Source organism: Vibrio sp. St2 (assembly GCF_947311885.1).
Lineage (GTDB): Bacteria > Pseudomonadota > Gammaproteobacteria > Enterobacterales > Vibrionaceae > Vibrio > Vibrio coralliilyticus.
Genome location: NZ_CAMZNA010000001.1, coordinates 185,310 through 204,237, shown reverse-complemented (window position 1 = coordinate 204,237; position 18,928 = coordinate 185,310). Strand labels below are relative to the sequence as shown.

Here is an 18,928-nt window from a genome sequence, read left to right as displayed (position 1 = left end):
AAAATAAACACTGCAAGCTAAACTTGATAACCGATTGGAATCTCAGCTAAATGATTTCCTTGGTTGCCTGGATAAACCAGATATTCCCCATGGTACTTAACGTTTGATTTGTAGTCGGTAATCTTATGTAGCATGAATCCTGCGGCTGATGCTTTTTCAACAAACTGCGCGTGGTTACCACGAACAAACCAACTCATTGGTTTAATAAGAGTTTCCCCGTCAAAACAGTCGTCACACTGGTTGGTACATAGTGCGAAAGAGTTTGGGCCTTCAGTAAAAATCTGAACTTTACCGCAGTTAAGAAGCGGCTCTGCCGTTGACACTTCCCAACCGCCTTCTTCCATCTGGTCGAGAAATGCATTAATTTCACTGTCTTTAATCACTCGCTCCGCTTCCCCTTGAGGGAAAAACTCAGCGTAGAACTTAGAAATACGCTGGAATGTGAACATCAACCCGGCTTCGTTACCTTTCGAGCGCCCCGCTTTTTGCCAACAAGTGAGATCATCAACCACACAACGATGAAAACGCTGTGACTTGAGAGCACGGGTTACCCAACGCACCAGATAATGATTGTTTGCCACAGGTGCATCCACGGCTTTACCTGATTTATGATCGGCGGCCAATTCTTCTAGAGCAGTATTGACCAAGTTTTGTATTTCAACAGTGTACTGAGACATTACGCCTTTCTTCCAAATATCCAGTAAAATGCGGCGGACAGAATTGAACACGCCGTCATAACAGTAATCATTGGCCAAGTCGCCCCATCAGGCAACATAGCAACGACAACGCCAATCACAGAACCCGTGCCAAAACGCAGCGTTCCTGCCAATGAAGAAGCCGTACCCGCCATAGCTGGGTATCCACTGAGTAATAAACCCATGGTGTTACTACCAATTGTCGACAAGGTACCAATGAAAAGGACCACGAAAGGTACAGTGCCCCACAGCCCTAGGTCAAGCATCCAACCAACAAATAACCCCAATCCAGCGACAAGTTGAACCAACAGAGCAAATCTGAGCATGGCATGGGAGCCGACCTTCTTCACCAGACGGCCATTAATCATGGTCATAATGATCATCGCGACGATGTTTAACGCAAACAAATAACCAAAGTGATTCGGCTGTACACCATAAATATCAATGTAGACGAACGAACCTGCGGTCAGAAACGCAAACATACCGGCAAAAGAAAATGCGCCAGATAAAATCAAACCCATAGCGACTGAATTCTTACACAAGCGGAAATAGTTACGTATCGTCGTACCAAAGCGAAGGGGCTGTTTGTTCTCTTCGCTCAACGTTTCTGGAATTTTCCAGAAAACCAAAGCGATCACCACCGCAGCAAACGCGGCCAGAATCCAGAAAATCGCGCGCCAGCCAAACCAAACTGCAATATAGCCCCCAATCATAGGAGCTATCAAAGGAGCAATCGTAATAACTAAGGTCACAAACGACATTGCGCGAGAAAAATCCTCTCGATCAAACATATCGCGAACCACAGCCTGAATGATGACAGCCGCTGCTGCGCCCGCAAAACCTTGAGCTGTGCGTACCCAAGTCAACGCCTCAATACCGGTCGTAGTTGCGCTGACGACGGAAGCAAGACCAAAAAACAAAACGCCTAAGATCAGAACGGGCCTACGGCCATAACTGTCAGCGAGTGGACCATGGATCAACTGGCCAATGGCAAAACCTGCGGTATACGCGGTTAAGGTAATTTGCACTGCCCCGTCTGCAACGCCTAGGTCACGGGCGATGGTCGGCATCGCTGGCAAATACATGTCGATGGCTAGTGGCGTCAGTGCGCCGATGGCACCCAGAACAAGAAAAAGAAGAAAAGTGATTTGGGGTGCTTTGGTTTGCTCTAATGCAGTATCAGACATAAATCTCCTACTCGGTTGCGTTAGATATGCAGCTTCCGTGCTGCAACCAAACAGAAAAGAGAGACTCGCATCCACGAGTCTGTAGCCGATCTATATTGAGCGATATCTCTATAAAAGACTAGTTCCTAATTGGAACTAAACTATTTCCAATTTAGATGATTAGTTCCAGACTGATTCAATTTCTTCTTGCGTCAGATAGCGATATTCGCCTGGTTCCAGCTCGTCATCTAGAACGATATTACCGATACGTTCACGGTGTAGGTGCTCCACCTTGTTACCCAGTGCGGCAAACATGCGTTTCACCTGATGGTATTTACCTTCGGTGATGGTCAGCAATACTTCTTTTTCTTCTTCATCAACGATTTCCAGTTTCGCTGGTAACGTCGCCGCCTTTTCATTACGAAGCTCGATGCCCTGTTCAAACTGTGCCACGTAATCAGCCCCAATCGGGTCAACCAGCCAAACGCGGTAAGTCTTTTCGCATTTGTGCTTTGGCGAAGTAATGCGGTGTGACCACTGACCATCATCGGTGATCAACACTAAACCCGTTGTATCTACATCTAAGCGCCCTGCAAAATGAAGATCTTCCATCTTCACTTCGTCGAGTAGCATGAAGGCTGTTTGATTAAATCCATCTTCATGCGAACAGACAAAACCATCGGGTTTGAACAACATGATGTAACGAGGACCCGGTTTCTGAATCTCACGTCCTTGCCATTCGACAATACAGTCGTCCGTCACTTTCACCGCACCACTTTTCTGCACGATATCGTTGACGGTGACATCACCACTTTTAATGATTTTTGTTGCTTCTTTACGTGTCGCACCCAGTGCATCACACAAGTATTTATCTAAACGCATGAATACCTCATCTCAATCAGGTGAGGTATTATAGAGCCACTAGACTAAATAGTTGAGCTATTTCACACAATTTATGTATACACTCCGACCTTACCAAGCCGACTCGGTGAAAGCCGTTATTCACTATTTCCGTAAACACTCCAGCCCAGCCGTCCTTGTACTACCAACTGGAGCAGGAAAAAGTCTGGTTATTGCTGAACTCGCCAGACTGGCTAAAGGTCGTGTATTGGTCATGGCGCACGTCAAAGAGCTGGTTGAACAAAACCACGCTAAATACGAAGGGTACGATCTCAAAGGGTCAATCTACTCTGCGGGTTTAGGCCGTAAAGAAACCGACCAACAAGTGGTGTTTGCGTCAGTGCAGTCGGTGGTCAGGAATCTCGATGATTTCAAAAACCAATTCTCGCTACTCGTGATTGACGAGTGCCACCGCGTTCCGGATAACAAAAACACTAGCTACCAGAAAGTTATTTCTCACCTGCGTGAGTTAAATCCCGGTATCAAAGTGCTCGGTTTGACCGCCACGCCTTATCGGCTTGGCATGGGTTGGATTTACCAATATCACACGCGCGGCCTAGTCAGAACAGAGGAACCAAGATTCTTTCGAGACTGCATTTTCGAGCTACCTATTCGTTACTTGCTTGATGAAAAGTTCCTCACCCCTGCTCGCATGATGGACGCCCCCGTACTGAGCTATGACTTCTCACAGCTCAAACCCGCAACCACAGGTCGCTATAAAGAGGCGGAGCTGGACATGGTGATTGACAAGGCCAAACGGGCGACGCCTCAAATTGTCGAGCAAATCATTCATCTTGCTAAAGACAAACAAGGCATCATGGTTTTCGCGGCAACGGTTAGACATGCTCAAGAAATTTATGGTTTGCTCCCAGAAGGCCAAACTGCTCTTGTGATTGGCGATACCCCAACACCTGAACGCGACACTATCATCCAAGATTTTAAAGACCGTAAAATTAAGTACTTGGTTAATGTCTCTGTGTTAACCACAGGATTTGATGCCCCTCATGTCGACCTGATAGCAATTTTGCGACCAACAGAATCAATCAGCTTGTATCAACAGATCGTTGGACGAGGGCTGCGTCTTTCTCCGGGCAAAGAAGAGTGTCTGGTATTGGATTATGCAGGTAACAGCTACGATCTCTATCAGCCTGAAGTGGGTGATGCCAAACCTGACTCCGACAGCGAAATCATTACCATCCCCTGCCCGGCTTGTGGCTTCAACAACAACTTCTGGGGAAAGCTGGATAACAATGGCTTCTTAATTGAGCATTACGGTCGAAAATGTCAGGGCTTTTTCGAAGACGAAAAGACTGGTGAACGAGAGCATTGTAATTATCGTTTCCGCGCCAAATACTGCGGGGAATGCGGCGCAGACAATGACATTGCTGCGCGAATTTGTCACGAATGCGATGCCACCTTAGTGGATCCTGACAAGAAGCTTAAAGAGGCGTTAAACTTAAAAGACGCCTTGGTATTCGAGTGCCTGTCGATGGATTTGAGTGTTCACAAAGATGACAAAGGCAAAAGCAGCCTCAAGGTCTCTTATGTGGGGGAAAACCAAGCTCAGGTGCACGAATTCTGGTCTTTAACGACCAAGAAGCAAAAGCAGACATTCAAAGATATGTTTGTTCGGCCTCATCTCGCTGACAAACATCGTCCGTTTGACGATGCTTCTCCGACCAAGGTGGTCAATAATCAGCATCGTTTTAGGCCACCTCAGTTCGTGATCGCGCGTAAAGCTGGGCGATTTTGGAAAATGCGTGACAAAATTTTTGAGGATGAGCTAACCAACTAGGGTCTGTTGACCTTTTGCGGTTAAATTTTGTTCGAGATAAAAGCGTTTTAGTCGCGGCGAGAGGTTTGTCGCCTAGTGACCTAAGCAAAACACCTCTCAACAAAGAGTAAAACGCTTTTAGCCGAACCCTCTGGGCAGCGTTTGTGGTTCCTTTCTACTGCGTTATCGGCGTATCAGGTAGGGCAACTACATTTCAAATCCTCTGCCTTGTATAAAGAACCCACAAACTGCTGCAAAAATCAGCTCAAAAGGTCAACAAACCCTAAGCACACTATCAGCTCACTCTTAATATTCACTTTGTATTCAGAAAAGATTCATTATACTGAGTCATAGAATTTCCGAGAAGGTAACGCTATGTTTCATAAGCAGTTAATTTGCTCCCTTGCTGTCACGTTTTGTATGGTGCTTGCTTACCCTACCTACGCTGACAGACACGATGATAAAGATGGCCATGCTCTGGTACAGGATGTCCATAAAGCAGGGACAGAAATTGAATTTGAAGAAGATCAGGACGAGGTCTACGACGCTGTTCGTAAAGGCTATATTCGCCCATTCTCCGATCTTTACGCTGCGGTGGAACAAGACCTTCACGGACGCATTATCAAAGTCGAACTTGAAGAAGACGATGATATTTGGATTTACGAACTAAAGTTAAATTACAACAACAACATCATCAAAGTTGAGTACAACGCCAAAACGCTGGAAATGATGCTCATCAAAGGTCGCAATTTCAAACAAGCCCTTAAGAATTAGAAGAAGAACGTCATGAAAATACTTGTAGTGGAAGATGAACCTCGCCTTGGGGAACAAATCATAGAAGCCCTTGAACAGAATGGTTGGGTACCTGAACTGTCAGCAGATGGCATTGATGCACTCTATCGTGCGACGTCCGAAGAATGGGATGCTATTGTACTCGACCTTGGCCTGCCAAAGCTTGATGGTTTGACCGTCCTAAAAGGTATCCGAGATGAAAACATCAACACGCCCGTCATTATTCTGAGCGCGCGTGATACCCTAACTCAACGCGTTGAAGGCCTTAATGCAGGTGCAGACGACTACCAGACCAAACCGTTCGAAATGGTTGAACTGATCGCACGAATTCGCGCCCAGCTTCGCCGCGCATCAGGTAACGCGTCTCCTGTGATGCAAGTGGGAAGCCTAAGCTTAGACACCCGCTCTTCTAAAGTCATGTGGCAAGGCCAAGCAATTGACCTAACCGCACTAGAATATAAAGTCGTTGCTTACTTTATGCATAACCCAGAAAAGGTAATCTCGCGAACCGAGTTGGTAGAACACATCTACAAACAAGACTTTGACCGCGACTCCAACACCATCGAAGTGTTTATCGGGCGTATACGCAAGAAAATCGCACCTAAAGTGATCAAAACCGTCCGAGGACTGGGATACCAGCTTAATGCCGAATAAAAAAGCGCATTTACTTAAAAAGCTCAGCCTTAAAAGCCGCCTCGTTCTGGCGGCGGTTGTTTGGTTGACCGCGATGATCATCGCCGCCGGTGTCATGGTCCCTTCTCAGGTGTATGTCTACATGGAAGATGATGCCAAGGCACAATTGGCAACTTACATGGACGAGATTGCCGCGACAATTGAAGCGGACGAGAAAGGCAATGTGACCATCGGCACTCCCCTTTCGGACCCGCGCTTCAACCGCCCCTACAGTGGCCTATACTGGTCCGCCAAAACGGATAAAGATTTACTACGTTCTCGTTCTCTCTGGGACAAAGCACTGACCGAAAAAGGCGATCACGATCTGATAGGTGCACGGGATGAGAAGCTCATCTATATCGAATCGACACTCTATTACCCTGATTACGATGGCCCCATCGAAGTCACCATTGGTATTGACGAACAACCGATAGAAGACACAGTACGCAGCTTAATGGGCCAACTTTGGGTCATACTTGCACTACTTTACCTTGGCGTCCTGACACTCATTGTTATTCAGGTACAGTGGTCTCTGAGCCCATTGACCAAGATGCACAAAGAGCTCTCTCAACTTCGTTCAGGTAAGAAGACCCAGCTCGAAGAAGATTATCCACGCGAAGTCGCGCCTGTCGTGTCGGATTTGAATGCTCTTGTGTTCCACTATCAGGAGCTGTTAGAACGTGCTCGTCACCATGCGGGTAATTTGTCTCATGCACTAAAGACCCCTCTTTCAGTGTTAAAGAATGAAGTTGCCAACCAAGACCAACAAACCAAGCAGCAACTGCAACCTTCGCTCGATCAAATTCAAAGCCAGATAGATTATCACTTAGGCCGTGCCCGAATGGCTGGCTCTAAAAACATTCTTTCTGTGAAATCCTGCCCGTCTGAGCGCGTTGATGCAATCTCAATGGCTTTCGATAAAGTCTATGCGGAGCGCGGTATCACACTGATCAATGAGCTTGACTCTAACTTGGTCACTGCAGTCGAAGAAACTGACCTTGACGAAATGGTCGGTAATATTCTGGAAAATGCTTATAAATGGTCTGACAGCATCATCCGTGTTCATGCTACTGCCAATAGCGAAGACGCCGAAACCATCGACATCATCATTGAAGATGACGGCCAAGGTATCCCCGAGGAGAAACTCAAACAGGTTATTAAACGTGGCGTACGCTTAGATGAGACAACCCCAGGAACAGGTTTAGGCTTGAATATCGTCAGCGAAATGGCCCACAGTTATCGCGGTAAGTTAACGTTAGATCGCAGTTCGATGGGTGGGCTAAAAGCTATCTTATCGATGAAAACGACTCACTAAAAAACTCTCAACAAAACGCTACTAAACAAAGCAGGCATTTTTGCCTGCTTTTCTATTTCAGATAAAACGTTTCATTAAACTTCATTCAATCTTCTTGACCAAGTAACAATACCGTCCAGAACACCAGCGAACTTCCTTTGACAACATTTGAGAAGGCTAAAACTAAGTCAATCATGATTTATGATGATTCAGTTAACATTTGCGGGCATGCAAACATAATGAGCAAACATTGTACAAAGTCCGCTTTATTCAAATGAAAACAAAATCAATGATTGCTCTGGCTGTTGCTCTGGCTACGAGTGCAGCACACGCAGAGGAAGAAGAGACACTTCCTCAAGACCCTTTTTCGGCTCAGACAAAACTGGGCTTTATCTATACCGAAAATACCAGTTCATCGCTGTCTTACAATACTGCGTTGATTTTAGGCTATAGCAAAGATCAATGGGAACACAAAGGTGGTTTTGAAAGCTACTATACGGACGCCGACAACGCCGACGATGGTGCCAACCGCTACACCATTAATGCGGGGTCAACCTATGACTATACCGAAACCAGCTTCTTAAGAGCAGCTACTCGTTTTGAAAACGACCTATACGGCACATATCGCAAACAATGGGTCTTAATGAGTGGCCTCGGTTTCTATTTACATAATACCGATACAGCCAAACTGTCTGTATCACTCGGTCCGGGTTACCGAATCTCTGAACGTCAACCAACCGATAGTGAATTCCCCTCCTTACGCAACTACGAAGTCATCGCGACCTCAACATTGGATGGCTCCGTATCGTTTTCAGAAACATTTTCTGTCGGTGCAGTTATGGACGTAGCGCACGGTGAGGAGAATACTCACTACAACACCAAAGCTTACGTAAAGAACATCCTGATGGGCAGTTTGGCGCTGGTTTTCGATGTGGAATACATCTACAACACCACCGTTGCTGACGATCAATCTAATGATGAAATCTACTCGACGATGAGTCTTAGTTACGATTTTTAAGGTTATTTCATTTATTAATTAGCTTTGCGGTCAGGTAGGTTTGAGTTAAGAAACAACGTCAAAACTCATAAAAGCAAGAGGCTACACAAGGATGATTGTATGAGAAAAGCCCTCGTAGTGTTGTCAATTACTGCCACCACCATTGCCGGTGGCAGCCTTTTCTCCAGTTACTTGCGAATGGAGAAGGACAAACGCGTAGATGAACAAGAGATTCTGACAACGATTCAGAACGACAACCAACTCAGCACACCTGATCGCATCGTTCAAACCTCCGGTATGTTTATCGGAGTCGACTATGAAGCAAATACACTTACTTCCATCAATTCAGATAAAGAAGTGTTGGTTAAAAACTTCAACCACGTCGATTGCTTTACTCTGCTCGACTACGTTACTTCCCTCGCCTTTTCAGACTCCTTCGGCCAGTTCGATAAGAATCTTAAGCTAGCGCGTTACTTATACGGTAACGTAGACTTTCTCATGCGCCGTCATTTCTTTTCTGATTGGTTGGAAAACAGCCCATTTAATGTTCAAGACATAACGCTTGATCTTGATAGCCGAGCAGTCACGACCGTTAAGCACATTAATCAAAAAACACCTGAAGGTGAACGTTGGATCCCTTCTGTTCCGATAAAAGACAAGAACATCAGTTTTATCCCACGAGAATTTGTCGATGATTCTTTAATTAAAGAACTGAAAAGCGGTGACTTAATCGGTATATACAGCCATAAACGCGGACTAGACGTCTCTCATACAGGTATCTTCGTCGAAAATGGTGACAAACCCATTTTCCGCCACGCCTCCTCCATCGAAGGTAAAGTCGTCGACACGCCAATGCTGGAATATCTGAAAAGCAAACCCGGTATCATCGTTTATCGGTTCTCCACAAGCACTTCTTCAAGTTAAAAAAAAACGGCAACTTAACAAGTTGCCGTTTTTTGTCTGCGATTAACGCCGATTTAGTAAGTCATATGCAATATGACTTTATGCCCCACAAGTGCCGCATTGTTTTCCCCCAATTTGGCCACTTTCATGTGACCGTCAAAGGAACCAGGTCTGACGAACAGTTGCTCGATAATACCCTTACGTAACGGTTCTATATCTAGCGGTTGATGTTCTTCCATCGCAAAAAACACACCATCACTATCAAGCTCGTATCGGCCTGAACCGGTATATCCAACACGACTTTTAGGCAATACCGCGTAAACGTCGTAGCTGCTGTTCTCTTTAAGAGTCAGTTCAATTCTCATTGGTAGCGTGGTAGCAAAATCATCATCCGGATCAGTGGATGACACGTGTGCTACCGTGTGGCTAATCATATGACGGTTAAGCTGGTTGTCATCAATGTACGAAACCGCAGCCCCGACAGCAACGCCCGCAATAAGCGGAACAATGGCTAATAACTTATTCACAACTGATGACTCCACTATTTGAACTGAAACTCAAAGAGCGACCTTGGCCGTCCACTAATAACGTTAGTTCGCCAAAATCGTATAAAGTCGAGTTCTGGTAATGCACCTTCGCTCCGTTGTTTTCCGGCGTAAACCAGCAAGAGGCAAACTCTTGCTGCTCAAAAGATGCATAAGCCAATGGTGAGCTCGAATTTTCGATGATTGAGTAGCTGGCGACTGCACCGAAAACAAACAATCCAGTTGTAATAAGCTGGGAGCGGTATTTCGCCAAACGACTGCGTAGCGTTTCTTTGGGTTCCTGAGGGACAGGTATTTCTACCACCTCAGGAATGACTGCTTCAACTTGCTCAACTTCGTTTGCTGGCTGATAGGCATCGACCCGACCCACAAATTCATAGCCAGTACCACGAACCGTGCGGATGATTTCACCAGCGCGATCTTCCAGCGCTCGGCGACAGTTGGAGATACAGTGCAATAAACTACTGCTCTCTACTACGATGCCACGCTTTAGCCACACTTCATGCATTAATTCATGCTTTGTCAGTGTTTCACCGGTGCGCTCGATCATATAGTTCAGTAGCGCTATCTCATTGATTCCTATCGGATGACGAACATTACTTCCCTGACTGTGAATATAACCTTGCTCAACATCGAGAATATGGCTTTCATTAATCAGTAACATGCTTTACCCCTCAACGAGCTGCTTACGCAATACGCTTTTTTCGCGAAGCTTTGCTACCGCTACATAAGCCATTGGTACAAAGAACAGCGAGAAGAAAGTACCAATCGTCAAACCGCCGACCAGAACCAGACCAATGTTTACTCGACCTAGCGAACCCGGACCTTCAGCCAGAGCAAGAGGAAGCGAACCAATGATCATCGTCAGAGACGTCATCAGGATAGGACGTAGACGAGAGCGTGCACTCATCAACGCCGCTTCCATCACTTCCACACCTTCCTTACGCTTTAGGTTGGCAAATTCCACCATCAGGATGCCATGCTTGGTCACCAAACCAACCAGAGTCAGCAAACCAATCTTAGAGTACAGGTTCAGGCTTTGACCAAAGACACTTAACGTCAGTATCGCACCAACCAGACACAGAGGAACGGTGATCAGAATAACCAATGGGTCTACAAAGCTCTCAAACTGAGCAGCAAGGATCAGGAAGATAAAGATCAGCGCCAGACCAAACAGCATCTGCATACCCGCTGATGAGTCGTTAAGTTCTTTAATCACGCCGTCGTATTCGTAGCTTTGCCCCGCTTTCAGTAACTCAGGAAGCTTCTCATCAAGGAATGCTTGAACATCATCCGCGCTGTAACCTGGTACCAAGTCTGCAGTAATCTCTGCAGCGTCTTTACCGCCGTAGGTTTTAATATTTGATTCTGCCGTCACAGGCTTAATCGATACGAACTGAGACAGTGGCAACCTTTGACCAGATTCAGAGCTAACGTATAACTTATCTAGAACTTTAAAGTCACCTAACGCTTGGCGGTTTACCTGTACCTGAATTGGGTAGGTAAATCCGTCATCTGCTTGCAGATCGGCAGCCTTCACAGAGCCCAAGAAAGTAGAGATTGCATTGGTTACGTTACCGTAATCAACGCCCGACAATACAATCGCATTGCGGTCAATCGACATATCAAATCGTAGCTGGTCACGGTGCGTTGAGTTATCAACGTTCGACAGTCCTGGGTAATCCTCAAGTAACTCAACGACTTTCGCTGCAGTATCAGACAGCTCGTCTAGGTCACGGTTAACGGTTGTCACTTGAAGAATCAGATTATCTGCCACATCAAGGTTGTCAGCAGAACGTACAGAGAAAGACGTCGTATACGCCGAGATAGTTTCCTTCGCTTTAGCAATCATCTCATTGATGATTTCGTCAGCGCTCTTATTACGTTCTTCCCACGGCTTCAGCAACACGTGGTTAGTCGGTGCAGTTTCAATGTAAGCAAGATTAGCTTCAATCTCTTTGTTACCTTCAAACACTGCGTTGATTTGGTCAGCGTTATCCAAGTCGTATAGACGACCAGCACCAGCAGGGCCATGAGAAGTCACTTCAATGAAACCAGTATCTTCTGTAGGCAGAAGAACTTTTGGCATAAACCATACAGCAACAACAGACAAAATAGTCAGCACTGCAGTACCCGCTAAAACCTGACGTGGACGCTTGAACCATGCATTCAGGTACACCATATACTTGTCAGTCATGGCGTTCAGTTTGGTTTCTACCCACTGGAACCACCTTGGTGACGTTGTCACTGATTTCAGCATGTAGGCACTCATCATCGGAGACAGAGTTAATGCTACGAATCCTGAGATGATGACTGATGCTGCTAGCGTAAAGGCAAACTGTTGGAACAGATCCGCCGTCAAACCTGACATCAAACCAATCGGCAAGTACACCACAGCCAGCGTTAAGGTCATTGCGATGACAGGGAAAACAATCTCTTTACAGCTCTTAAGTGCTGCTTCAAATGGTGAAAGACCTTCTTCAATATGTCGGTAGCAGTTTTCCACCACAACGATAGCATCATCAACCACCAGACCAATCGCAAGAATAATAGCCAAAATAGTCAACACGTTGATGCTAAAGCCTAGCATTGCCATTACACCAAACACGCCGATCACACAGACAGGTATGGTTATCAGAGGAATCGCTGCAACGCGCAGTGAACCTAAGAACAAAACTACAATTGCCGATACCAGAACAATCGCTTCAACCAACGTCATAAACCCTTGGTCAATCGCTTCTTCGATAAAGTCAGCCTGGTTGTAGACCATCTTCATCTCAACATTGTCCGGTACTTCCATGGTTTCCATGGCCGCTTTTACGCGGTTCGCAACCGTAACTGGGTTCTCAGATTTAAGTGGTAACACCTGAAGAGACATCGCCATATCGCCATCAACATGAAGCATGCTTGGCTCAAGGCTCTCCTCACCCATTTGAACGTCAGCCACATCATTAACACGAACGATGTTGCCATTGTCGACACGGATAACGAGGTCACGCACATCTTCAATAGACGTTACCTGATTGACAGGGTTGATTGAGAAGTCACGAACTTCACCTTTAATCGTACCTGCAGTAAACGTCGCATTATAAGTGCTCAGCGTACCTACTACGTCAGAAGCACTGACATTCAGAGCCGCCATACGCTCAGGTTGCAACCAAACACGAATAGCGCGGTTGGAACCACCATATGGCCCCCACACACCACCAACACCCAGTACGTTTTTGAACTGAGGAGCAATCTGCTGACTGATGAAGTCAAACAGCTCTTGCTTCTCCATCTCACCACGGTTAACGAATGTGATAATGTTACTTGGCATTGCCGTGTCAGAAGAGTCATCCGTTACTGTCGGTTTGTCTGTCATCGCTGGCGGGAAGTCAGAGATACCATCCACCTTGCTGCGCAGATTGTTCATCAGGCTTGCGTACTCAACTTCACTGACCCCATCTTCAAATTGGATCTTGAGAGAACAGCTGCCTTCCTGACAATCCGTTGTCATCGTTTTGATCTTATCGAGACCTGTGACTGCAGTGATGAGTTCTTCTGCCACATTTTGTGACATAAACTCAGCACTCGCCCCGGTAATTGAAGCGCTTACTGTAGCCGATGCAGTCTGGCGCTCTGGAAAATATTGAATCGCAAGTTTTTGGTAGGAGACTATCCCCAGTAGAACAATCGCAATGCTCAGCACTGAGGCGAGCACTGGATGTTTAATACATATTTCAGGCAGCTTCATTCGTTACCTCCGCTGGCTTTTCGTTTGCCGGCTCAGCTACCTTTTTTTCTTCTTTTTCTACTTCGGTCGGAAGTTCAGTGGCAGGTTTCTCTGCCTCCGCTTCTTTGACTGGCTGAGCAGGTAAAGTGCGTGACGGCAAAGTCACTGGTGATTTAGTGTTTTGAACAGATACAGGAGCCTCGTGATTGAGGTTTTGTCGGCCTGTTACAACAACGGTTTCGCCTAGCTTGAGACCAGATTCAATCGTCACGTAACCATTATTGGTGTTTTCACCAAGCTCGACTGGACGCTTGATCGCTTTGTTGTCTTCAACGACCCAAACGAAACGCTGGTCTCCGTCAGCGCCAATAGACGTCTGAGAAACCACTAGATGTGAGTTTGCCTCACCAATCGTTTGAGAAACCTTGGCGAACATACCCGGAACTAGAGCATTTTCTGGGTTATCAAAATGCGCGTGAATTTCTACACGGCCAGAACTTTCATCAACAAGTGGAGCGATATAGTTTACCTTGCCAGTGAACGTCTGGTCTTGGTATGCATCGACGGTTAGAGAGACTGCCTGGCCAAGCTTCGCTTTGCCGACTTCTGATTGGCTGATTGAGTAATGCACTTCAACCGGGTCAAGTTTAATCAGGCTAACCAAGGCCGTTGCTGCTTCAACACGGCTACCAACAGAATGAGTAAAGTTCGTCAGCTGACCATCAAATGGCGCAACCAACTGGTAGTTCTGCATGTCAGTTTTCTTCTGACGGAAATCAGCACGCGCAAGGTTTGCTTGTTGCTTAAGTTCTTCTACATCCTGAGCAGACATGGAATCTGGTTGTTTCTTTAGCAATGCCAACACTCGGTCTAGCTTAGACTCAGCTAATGCCAGTGAGCTCTCTGCTTTATCGAGTTCAGCTTTAGCTTGGTCATCATCAAGTTGAGCGATTAACTCACCTTTCTTAACCACATCACCATCGCTGAATTTTAACGACTTAAGTTTTTCACCAGCACTGAACGTCAGCGCGGCGGAATCTGTTGCTTTAATTTTGCCAACTTCGTTAAGTGAAGCTGCACTTGATTGCTCGGCAACTACTTCGACGGTTACCGGAGTCGCAGGAACTTGATCTTCTGCTATCACGTTAACAGCATAAACGGAGCTAGCAGTGCATAAAATAGACAGCGGCAGAGCCTTAGAATTTTTCATGATTTGTCTCTAATTGATGAAACTTGCCGCTTGTTATACCTAAGATTTTCCTTGCTAAGTTAGGGCTTTGTCAGGTGGATGATATTTAATCATGAACCATTATTAAAAAACCTCAAAACCATGTTTTTAAAAGAAAAAACGCACAAAAAAAGCCAGCATCTAAATGCTGGCTTTTGCACTATTTTTGAACATTATTGTTCAGCAGTGACAAACAGGTAGGAGTATCTTGGTGCAACCAGAATCGTTTGCTCCTTACCGATACGAATGACTTTCAACTCTTCCATTGAATGCATTCCTCGTTGACTGAACATAGTCTCCATAATGTTCAACTTTTTACCCTCTGGCACAACTTGCTCAGCGGAGATTGGCATCAGTGACAAACCATATGAGTCAAAGTCATAATGCCCTGTGGTATTAAACCCAACCAGATTCCCAGTCAAGAAATACAGTTCGTATTGGCCAGAACGTTTCAGGTTCAGTGACGCACGCATTTTAACCAGCTCACTACCTTCTCGCTTGGGTATAACTATTTGCGTATGACTTTCAAAGTTCTGATTCATGGTCGGTGAGTTGACGTAAGCTGCCACTCCACCAATCGCTAAACCCGCTAACACGCTGGTGATCGTCATCGTCTTATTCACAAATCACCTCCACTTCTTCAGGTAGGTAACTGACTGACGTTCCATCCTGATCAACCAAGATCACCTGATTACCGGTCTGGAAAGCACGGACATTAGCCAATGTAATAGGTTCGTCTGTCTGAACCGTACACCCTAAGTAACGGGTTTCAGTATAGTCAGCTTCAACCCAAGGCGTACGTAGAGTAGAAACAAGCAGATATCCCGCCAAAGCGCTCAGGCTAAACATAACCAGATAGCGCGCATTGCGCTTTTTCAATACCGTTGAAGATACATCGGAGAGAACTTCGCTTTCCGCCGAAGAAGATAAAACAGAGTTGTCAGCTAAAGCCTCTGGTTCGTAATCCCTGACTTCACCGTTAAATTGATAACCAACACCACGAATCGTACTGATGATTTCGCTGTTTTTATCTTGAAGCGCTTTTCGGCAGCTTGATACGCAGTGCAGCAAGCTGCTCTCTTCAACAATAACGCCTTTTTTATGCCAGACCTGTTCCAGAAGTTCTGATTTAGAGAGGGGCTTATGGGGGTGCTCAATCATGTATTGAAGTAGTGCAACTTCGTTACCACCAAGCATAGTTTTTTGACCGGAATCAGCGTCTTCCACTGAACCAGCAAGCAAGTTGAGAATATGATTATTATTAATTATCAGCATCGTAATAGACTGAATATAGGTACTTTCTATACCTTAACCATATCTTAAAACTTATAAAAAAGAAAAACTCAACCGATTAAGACTGAGTTTTCGTTAGGCTTTTTGTTATCTAGCTTCCAGTCTGAGGGATTATTGTTTCTTGAATGACCAATATCTGACCGTCAGTAAAATAGTCATGTTGATCATCAATTGCGGTAGGTGCAGATAGCGGCTGAAAAGCGATTGCTTGCTGCGGCAATACCGACTTTACCTGTTGGGCAAGTTTATCCCGCTCTTTATCCACATTTGGTTCAATACTGTGCAGTACAGTGAAAATGCCCGAATAGGCAGTGAATTTTAATCCGTTGTCATAGCTTATTGCTCCGAGCCACATCGTCTGATGACTTTGTGGGTCCACTCCCCCTTTCCACCAGCGAATGTGGCTTCGTTGAACCAAATCTCCGGGAAGCTGGAATGCCAAATTTTGAGGGGTTTGGTTCCAAAATAAATCAGACACTGGCGGAGTCTGGTTATTAATCAAATCTAAATATACGGATGGGTCAATGTCATGACGTGAAAATGTTTGATTCTCAATCCAGCCAAGCTGCAACATCAACTCACGTGGTGAGTCGCCAAAATAGAGCACGTTGATAGCCTGTGCATCGAATACCGATGATTTCCCTGGGTACGCTTTGAACTTCAGCGCAGTGGGTGCAATTTTTGGAACCGGCCCTGTCTGCTCAACAAAGTCATCGGACATATGGAAAAAGTGCGTGTAGTTGGCGTACAGCATCGCACCCAGCAGAAACAACGAGAATTTAGGCAACATCAAACGCCACTTTAAGCGTTTACCAATAAACAGAAAAACCAGACTGGCAGCAACGGCAATGAGGCTGGCTTGGTGCTCAACAATGACGGCTTTGACTTCAGCGATCATTGGAAATTTATCGATGCCATAAGCGAGCAGATAGCCCCACATCACAAACTGGCCTACCCCCAGCACCAGCCCAATAGAAGAAAAAACGCTAAATCGCACCCAGGTAATCTTATTGGTGCCCGCAATAAACGGCACAACCCATGCTACAGGCCCAAGTAGACGAGCAAACGCTAATACCGCGTTACCTCGCTTTGCCATTAGATGACGACATCGGGCTATCGGGCGTCTGGTCTTAGGCTGCCACTTAATCAACTTTTTCTGAGCAGGCACGCCTACTTTTCGCCCAATGAAATAACTCGCCTGATCGCCAAGAAAGCCACCAAGCAGTACCGCGAAGACGCCAGTAATAACCCCCTGATGCAACTGATAACCCGCTGCGATCAGAAAAGGTTCTCCCGGCACAAATAGATTGGGGCCTATTAACGCATCCAGTAAGGCCCCAATAAACAGGCTAGCTCCTTCAAACATAACCAAAGTCCCTGAGTATTACTGCTCTTTATAGTGGCCGAACTTGTATTCCATCTCGTTATTGCGCATTTCACCAAAGAAAAAACGACGAACATTGGCTTTAAAGTAAGTCATACCCATTTTGAAAATACCATCTTGATCTAAGCGGCGAGGATCAAAGCCGAACGTCAGATTCAAGAAGCGGAACCGCCATGTTTTGCTGGCACGCTTCACATAGTCACAGTCTTCACACAATACGATTAGCTCATCAAAGCCATTCAGTTGTTCATGTACGCGTTTGGTCGAGAAAATACACGCCCCAACCGCTGTGGGGAAAATAAACTGCGTCGTAAACAGACCTAAATTAAACAAACCGTAACCCAGCTTGTGTACCACAGGCAGATCTTTGGCGCCCATATACACACCAGCTACCTCAAGCTGCTTTTCTTCCAGCTGGCTGACGGCGTTAGCTAAAAAGTTTGGCGCTAGTCGTACATCCGCATCGAGAAACAACAAACGCTCATGCTTTGCCATAGACGCGCCCGTATTACGCCCTAGGCTCACACCACGAGTATCCATCTTATGCACGGTCAATGCAGGTAAAGAAGCCTCATACGCGCTCGCCACTTCTCTAGTCGCGTCTTCGCTGTCTGAATCAACGAGAATCACTTCAAAATCGCGATGTGTCTGCTTGCTCAAATCTTCCATCAAACGCCCAATGCGTTTTTCTTCATTCAAGGTAATGACAACAATACTTACTGGTCCCATAACGAACTCCTCAATCTATCATTCACGATATGAACAATACCGTCGTGAGACTTAATCAAGCGTGAGAAGAATGTTCAGATTCGGTTCATATTGAACGCTTGTTTAGCTATAAAAATGTAAGTATCTTGTGCCCGCCTCAAACAACGGTAAGCGACTGAAAATATTTACTCAAAAGATAGCCAGTTAAACGGGTTTTCTATTGCGGGAAAATCGAGAGAGTGATAGTATCCGCGCTCGCTTGAAGAGTTACTACCAATTACTCGAAAGCGTTTACCACATTCACGCGAGGTCGCATCGCAGAATGTGACGTTATTTTTTTCATATTTGAGAGTAAATACTATGAAATTTGAAGCAGTAGTACGTACTGAACTAGGTAAAGGTGCGAGCCGCCGCCTACGTCACGCTGGTCAATTCCCTGCTATCGTTTACGGTGGTGAGGCTGCGCCAGTATCTATCGTTCTTAACCACGACGACGTTGTTAACCAAATGGACAAGCCTGAGTTCTACGAAGGTATCGTTCTAGTGATCGACGGCGCTGAAGTTAAAGTTAAGCCACAAGACGTTCAACGTCACGCTTACAAGCCAAAAGTTGAGCACATGGACTTCATCCGCATCTAATTCCCTACCAAGGAATTAAATCGGATTAAATCCAACCTTTTGCATAAAGAATATCGGCCTTACCAACCGAGACTTCTAAAAATTCGAAACCCCGATGCTACCAACATCGGGGTTTCACCGTTTTTGGGCTGGAGAAAAGCCTCTACCCTCCTGCAAATCATGTAACCACTAAACTCTAATTGGCCTACTTACATTTAAACTGTCTACCTCAGCATGTCGTTGA

18 protein-coding genes are annotated in these 18,928 nt (G+C 45.7%); 7 read left to right on the top strand and 11 right to left on the bottom strand.

What is annotated here, in order from left to right; all coding sequences use genetic code 11:
• Nucleotides 1-17: 17 nt before the first annotated feature.
• From QMA41_RS00945 to rsuA, 3 genes are all read right to left on the bottom strand, one after another.
• Nucleotides 18-677, bottom strand: coding sequence for a DUF2913 family protein (locus QMA41_RS00945; protein WP_281628591.1), 660 nt, complete (start codon nucleotides 675-677; stop codon nucleotides 18-20).
• A complete protein-coding gene (locus tag QMA41_RS00940) occupies nucleotides 677-1,882 on the bottom strand; it encodes a Bcr/CflA family multidrug efflux MFS transporter (RefSeq protein ID WP_006962519.1) in 1,206 nt (401 codons plus the stop codon). Before QMA41_RS00940 ends, QMA41_RS00945 begins: the two co-directional genes overlap by 1 nt.
• 159 nt (nucleotides 1,883-2,041) lie before the next feature.
• A complete protein-coding gene (rsuA, locus tag QMA41_RS00935; protein ID WP_038158914.1) occupies nucleotides 2,042-2,743 on the bottom strand; it encodes a 16S rRNA pseudouridine(516) synthase RsuA in 702 nt (233 codons plus the stop codon).
• A gap of 73 nt (nucleotides 2,744-2,816) precedes the next feature.
• On the opposite strand from rsuA, the gene QMA41_RS00930 reads away from it, so the two are divergent.
• The 6 genes from QMA41_RS00930 to QMA41_RS00905 all read left to right on the top strand — a co-directional run bounded on the left by QMA41_RS00930 (nucleotide 2,817) and on the right by QMA41_RS00905 (nucleotide 9,214).
• Nucleotides 2,817-4,556: a DEAD/DEAH box helicase gene (locus QMA41_RS00930; protein ID WP_281628590.1), complete on the top strand. Its 1,740-nt coding sequence runs from the start codon at nucleotides 2,817-2,819 to the stop codon at nucleotides 4,554-4,556.
• Between the two features lie 354 nt (nucleotides 4,557-4,910).
• A complete protein-coding gene (locus QMA41_RS00925; protein WP_019275441.1) occupies nucleotides 4,911-5,309 on the top strand; it encodes a PepSY domain-containing protein in 399 nt (132 codons plus the stop codon).
• A 12-nt stretch (nucleotides 5,310-5,321) separates the two neighbouring features.
• Nucleotides 5,322-5,981: a response regulator transcription factor gene (locus QMA41_RS00920; protein ID WP_021456799.1), complete on the top strand. Its 660-nt coding sequence runs from the start codon at nucleotides 5,322-5,324 to the stop codon at nucleotides 5,979-5,981.
• Nucleotides 5,971-7,314 (top strand): ATP-binding protein, encoded by a 1,344-nt coding sequence (locus tag QMA41_RS00915; RefSeq protein WP_281628589.1) that lies wholly within the window; start codon nucleotides 5,971-5,973, stop codon nucleotides 7,312-7,314. Before QMA41_RS00920 ends, QMA41_RS00915 begins: the two co-directional genes overlap by 11 nt.
• Before the next feature lie 253 nt (nucleotides 7,315-7,567).
• On the top strand, nucleotides 7,568-8,311 hold the full coding sequence (locus QMA41_RS00910; RefSeq protein WP_031342848.1) for a DUF481 domain-containing protein: 744 nt from the start codon (nucleotides 7,568-7,570) through the stop codon (nucleotides 8,309-8,311).
• A gap of 99 nt (nucleotides 8,312-8,410) precedes the next feature.
• On the top strand, nucleotides 8,411-9,214 hold the full coding sequence (locus QMA41_RS00905; protein WP_281628588.1) for an N-acetylmuramoyl-L-alanine amidase-like domain-containing protein: 804 nt from the start codon (nucleotides 8,411-8,413) through the stop codon (nucleotides 9,212-9,214).
• 53 nt (nucleotides 9,215-9,267) lie between these two features.
• Here QMA41_RS00905 and QMA41_RS00900 read toward each other — a convergent pair whose 3' ends face one another.
• From QMA41_RS00900 to QMA41_RS00865, 8 genes are all read right to left on the bottom strand, one after another.
• Entirely contained in the window at nucleotides 9,268-9,720 is a 453-nt protein-coding gene (locus QMA41_RS00900) for a hypothetical protein (protein WP_006962528.1), read from the bottom strand.
• Nucleotides 9,713-10,402, bottom strand: a complete 690-nt coding sequence (locus QMA41_RS00895; protein WP_281628587.1) for a winged helix-turn-helix domain-containing protein — start codon at nucleotides 10,400-10,402, stop codon at nucleotides 9,713-9,715. The genes QMA41_RS00900 and QMA41_RS00895 overlap by 8 nt, the downstream gene beginning before the upstream one ends.
• A gap of 3 nt (nucleotides 10,403-10,405) precedes the next feature.
• Complete coding sequence (locus QMA41_RS00890) at nucleotides 10,406-13,474, bottom strand: efflux RND transporter permease subunit (protein ID WP_281628586.1); 3,069 nt, start codon at nucleotides 13,472-13,474, stop codon at nucleotides 10,406-10,408.
• A complete protein-coding gene (locus tag QMA41_RS00885) occupies nucleotides 13,461-14,663 on the bottom strand; it encodes an efflux RND transporter periplasmic adaptor subunit (RefSeq protein WP_281628585.1) in 1,203 nt (400 codons plus the stop codon). Before QMA41_RS00885 ends, QMA41_RS00890 begins: the two co-directional genes overlap by 14 nt.
• A gap of 191 nt (nucleotides 14,664-14,854) precedes the next feature.
• Nucleotides 14,855-15,304, bottom strand: coding sequence for a hypothetical protein (locus tag QMA41_RS00880; RefSeq protein WP_006962532.1), 450 nt, complete (start codon nucleotides 15,302-15,304; stop codon nucleotides 14,855-14,857).
• Entirely contained in the window at nucleotides 15,297-15,956 is a 660-nt protein-coding gene (locus tag QMA41_RS00875) for a winged helix-turn-helix domain-containing protein (protein WP_021456804.1), read from the bottom strand. Before QMA41_RS00875 ends, QMA41_RS00880 begins: the two co-directional genes overlap by 8 nt.
• Before the next feature lie 109 nt (nucleotides 15,957-16,065).
• Nucleotides 16,066-17,340: an LssY C-terminal domain-containing protein gene (locus tag QMA41_RS00870; protein WP_281628584.1), complete on the bottom strand. Its 1,275-nt coding sequence runs from the start codon at nucleotides 17,338-17,340 to the stop codon at nucleotides 16,066-16,068.
• Nucleotides 17,341-17,358: 18 nt separating this feature from the next.
• Nucleotides 17,359-18,087 (bottom strand): glycosyltransferase, encoded by a 729-nt coding sequence (locus tag QMA41_RS00865; protein ID WP_281628583.1) that lies wholly within the window; start codon nucleotides 18,085-18,087, stop codon nucleotides 17,359-17,361.
• A 339-nt stretch (nucleotides 18,088-18,426) separates the two neighbouring features.
• On the opposite strand from QMA41_RS00865, the gene rplY reads away from it, so the two are divergent.
• Nucleotides 18,427-18,705 carry a 50S ribosomal protein L25 gene (gene rplY, locus QMA41_RS00860; protein WP_006962536.1) on the top strand — a complete coding sequence of 93 codons (279 nt, stop codon included), beginning with the start codon at nucleotides 18,427-18,429 and terminating at the stop codon, nucleotides 18,703-18,705.
• Nucleotides 18,706-18,928 lie beyond the last annotated feature (223 nt).

Bases quoted from the DNA above. Each gene is read 5' to 3' on its own strand.
- QMA41_RS00945 (WP_281628591.1), bottom strand. From the start codon at position 677: ATGTCTCAGTACACTGTTGAAATACAAAACTTGGTCAATACTGCTCTA.
- QMA41_RS00940 (WP_006962519.1), bottom strand. From the start codon at position 1,882: ATGTCTGATACTGCATTAGAGCAAACCAAAGCACCCCAAATCACTTTT.
- rsuA (WP_038158914.1), bottom strand. From the start codon at position 2,743: ATGCGTTTAGATAAATACTTGTGTGATGCACTGGGTGCGACACGTAAA.
- QMA41_RS00930 (WP_281628590.1), top strand. From the start codon at position 2,817: ATGTATACACTCCGACCTTACCAAGCCGACTCGGTGAAAGCCGTTATT.
- QMA41_RS00925 (WP_019275441.1), top strand. From the start codon at position 4,911: ATGTTTCATAAGCAGTTAATTTGCTCCCTTGCTGTCACGTTTTGTATG.
- QMA41_RS00920 (WP_021456799.1), top strand. From the start codon at position 5,322: ATGAAAATACTTGTAGTGGAAGATGAACCTCGCCTTGGGGAACAAATC.
- QMA41_RS00915 (WP_281628589.1), top strand. From the start codon at position 5,971: ATGCCGAATAAAAAAGCGCATTTACTTAAAAAGCTCAGCCTTAAAAGC.
- QMA41_RS00910 (WP_031342848.1), top strand. From the start codon at position 7,568: ATGAAAACAAAATCAATGATTGCTCTGGCTGTTGCTCTGGCTACGAGT.
- QMA41_RS00905 (WP_281628588.1), top strand. From the start codon at position 8,411: ATGAGAAAAGCCCTCGTAGTGTTGTCAATTACTGCCACCACCATTGCC.
- QMA41_RS00895 (WP_281628587.1), bottom strand. From the start codon at position 10,402: ATGTTACTGATTAATGAAAGCCATATTCTCGATGTTGAGCAAGGTTAT.
- QMA41_RS00890 (WP_281628586.1), bottom strand. From the start codon at position 13,474: ATGAAGCTGCCTGAAATATGTATTAAACATCCAGTGCTCGCCTCAGTG.
- QMA41_RS00885 (WP_281628585.1), bottom strand. From the start codon at position 14,663: ATGAAAAATTCTAAGGCTCTGCCGCTGTCTATTTTATGCACTGCTAGC.
- QMA41_RS00875 (WP_021456804.1), bottom strand. From the start codon at position 15,956: ATGCTGATAATTAATAATAATCATATTCTCAACTTGCTTGCTGGTTCA.
- QMA41_RS00870 (WP_281628584.1), bottom strand. From the start codon at position 17,340: ATGTTTGAAGGAGCTAGCCTGTTTATTGGGGCCTTACTGGATGCGTTA.
- QMA41_RS00865 (WP_281628583.1), bottom strand. From the start codon at position 18,087: ATGGGACCAGTAAGTATTGTTGTCATTACCTTGAATGAAGAAAAACGC.
- rplY (WP_006962536.1), top strand. From the start codon at position 18,427: ATGAAATTTGAAGCAGTAGTACGTACTGAACTAGGTAAAGGTGCGAGC.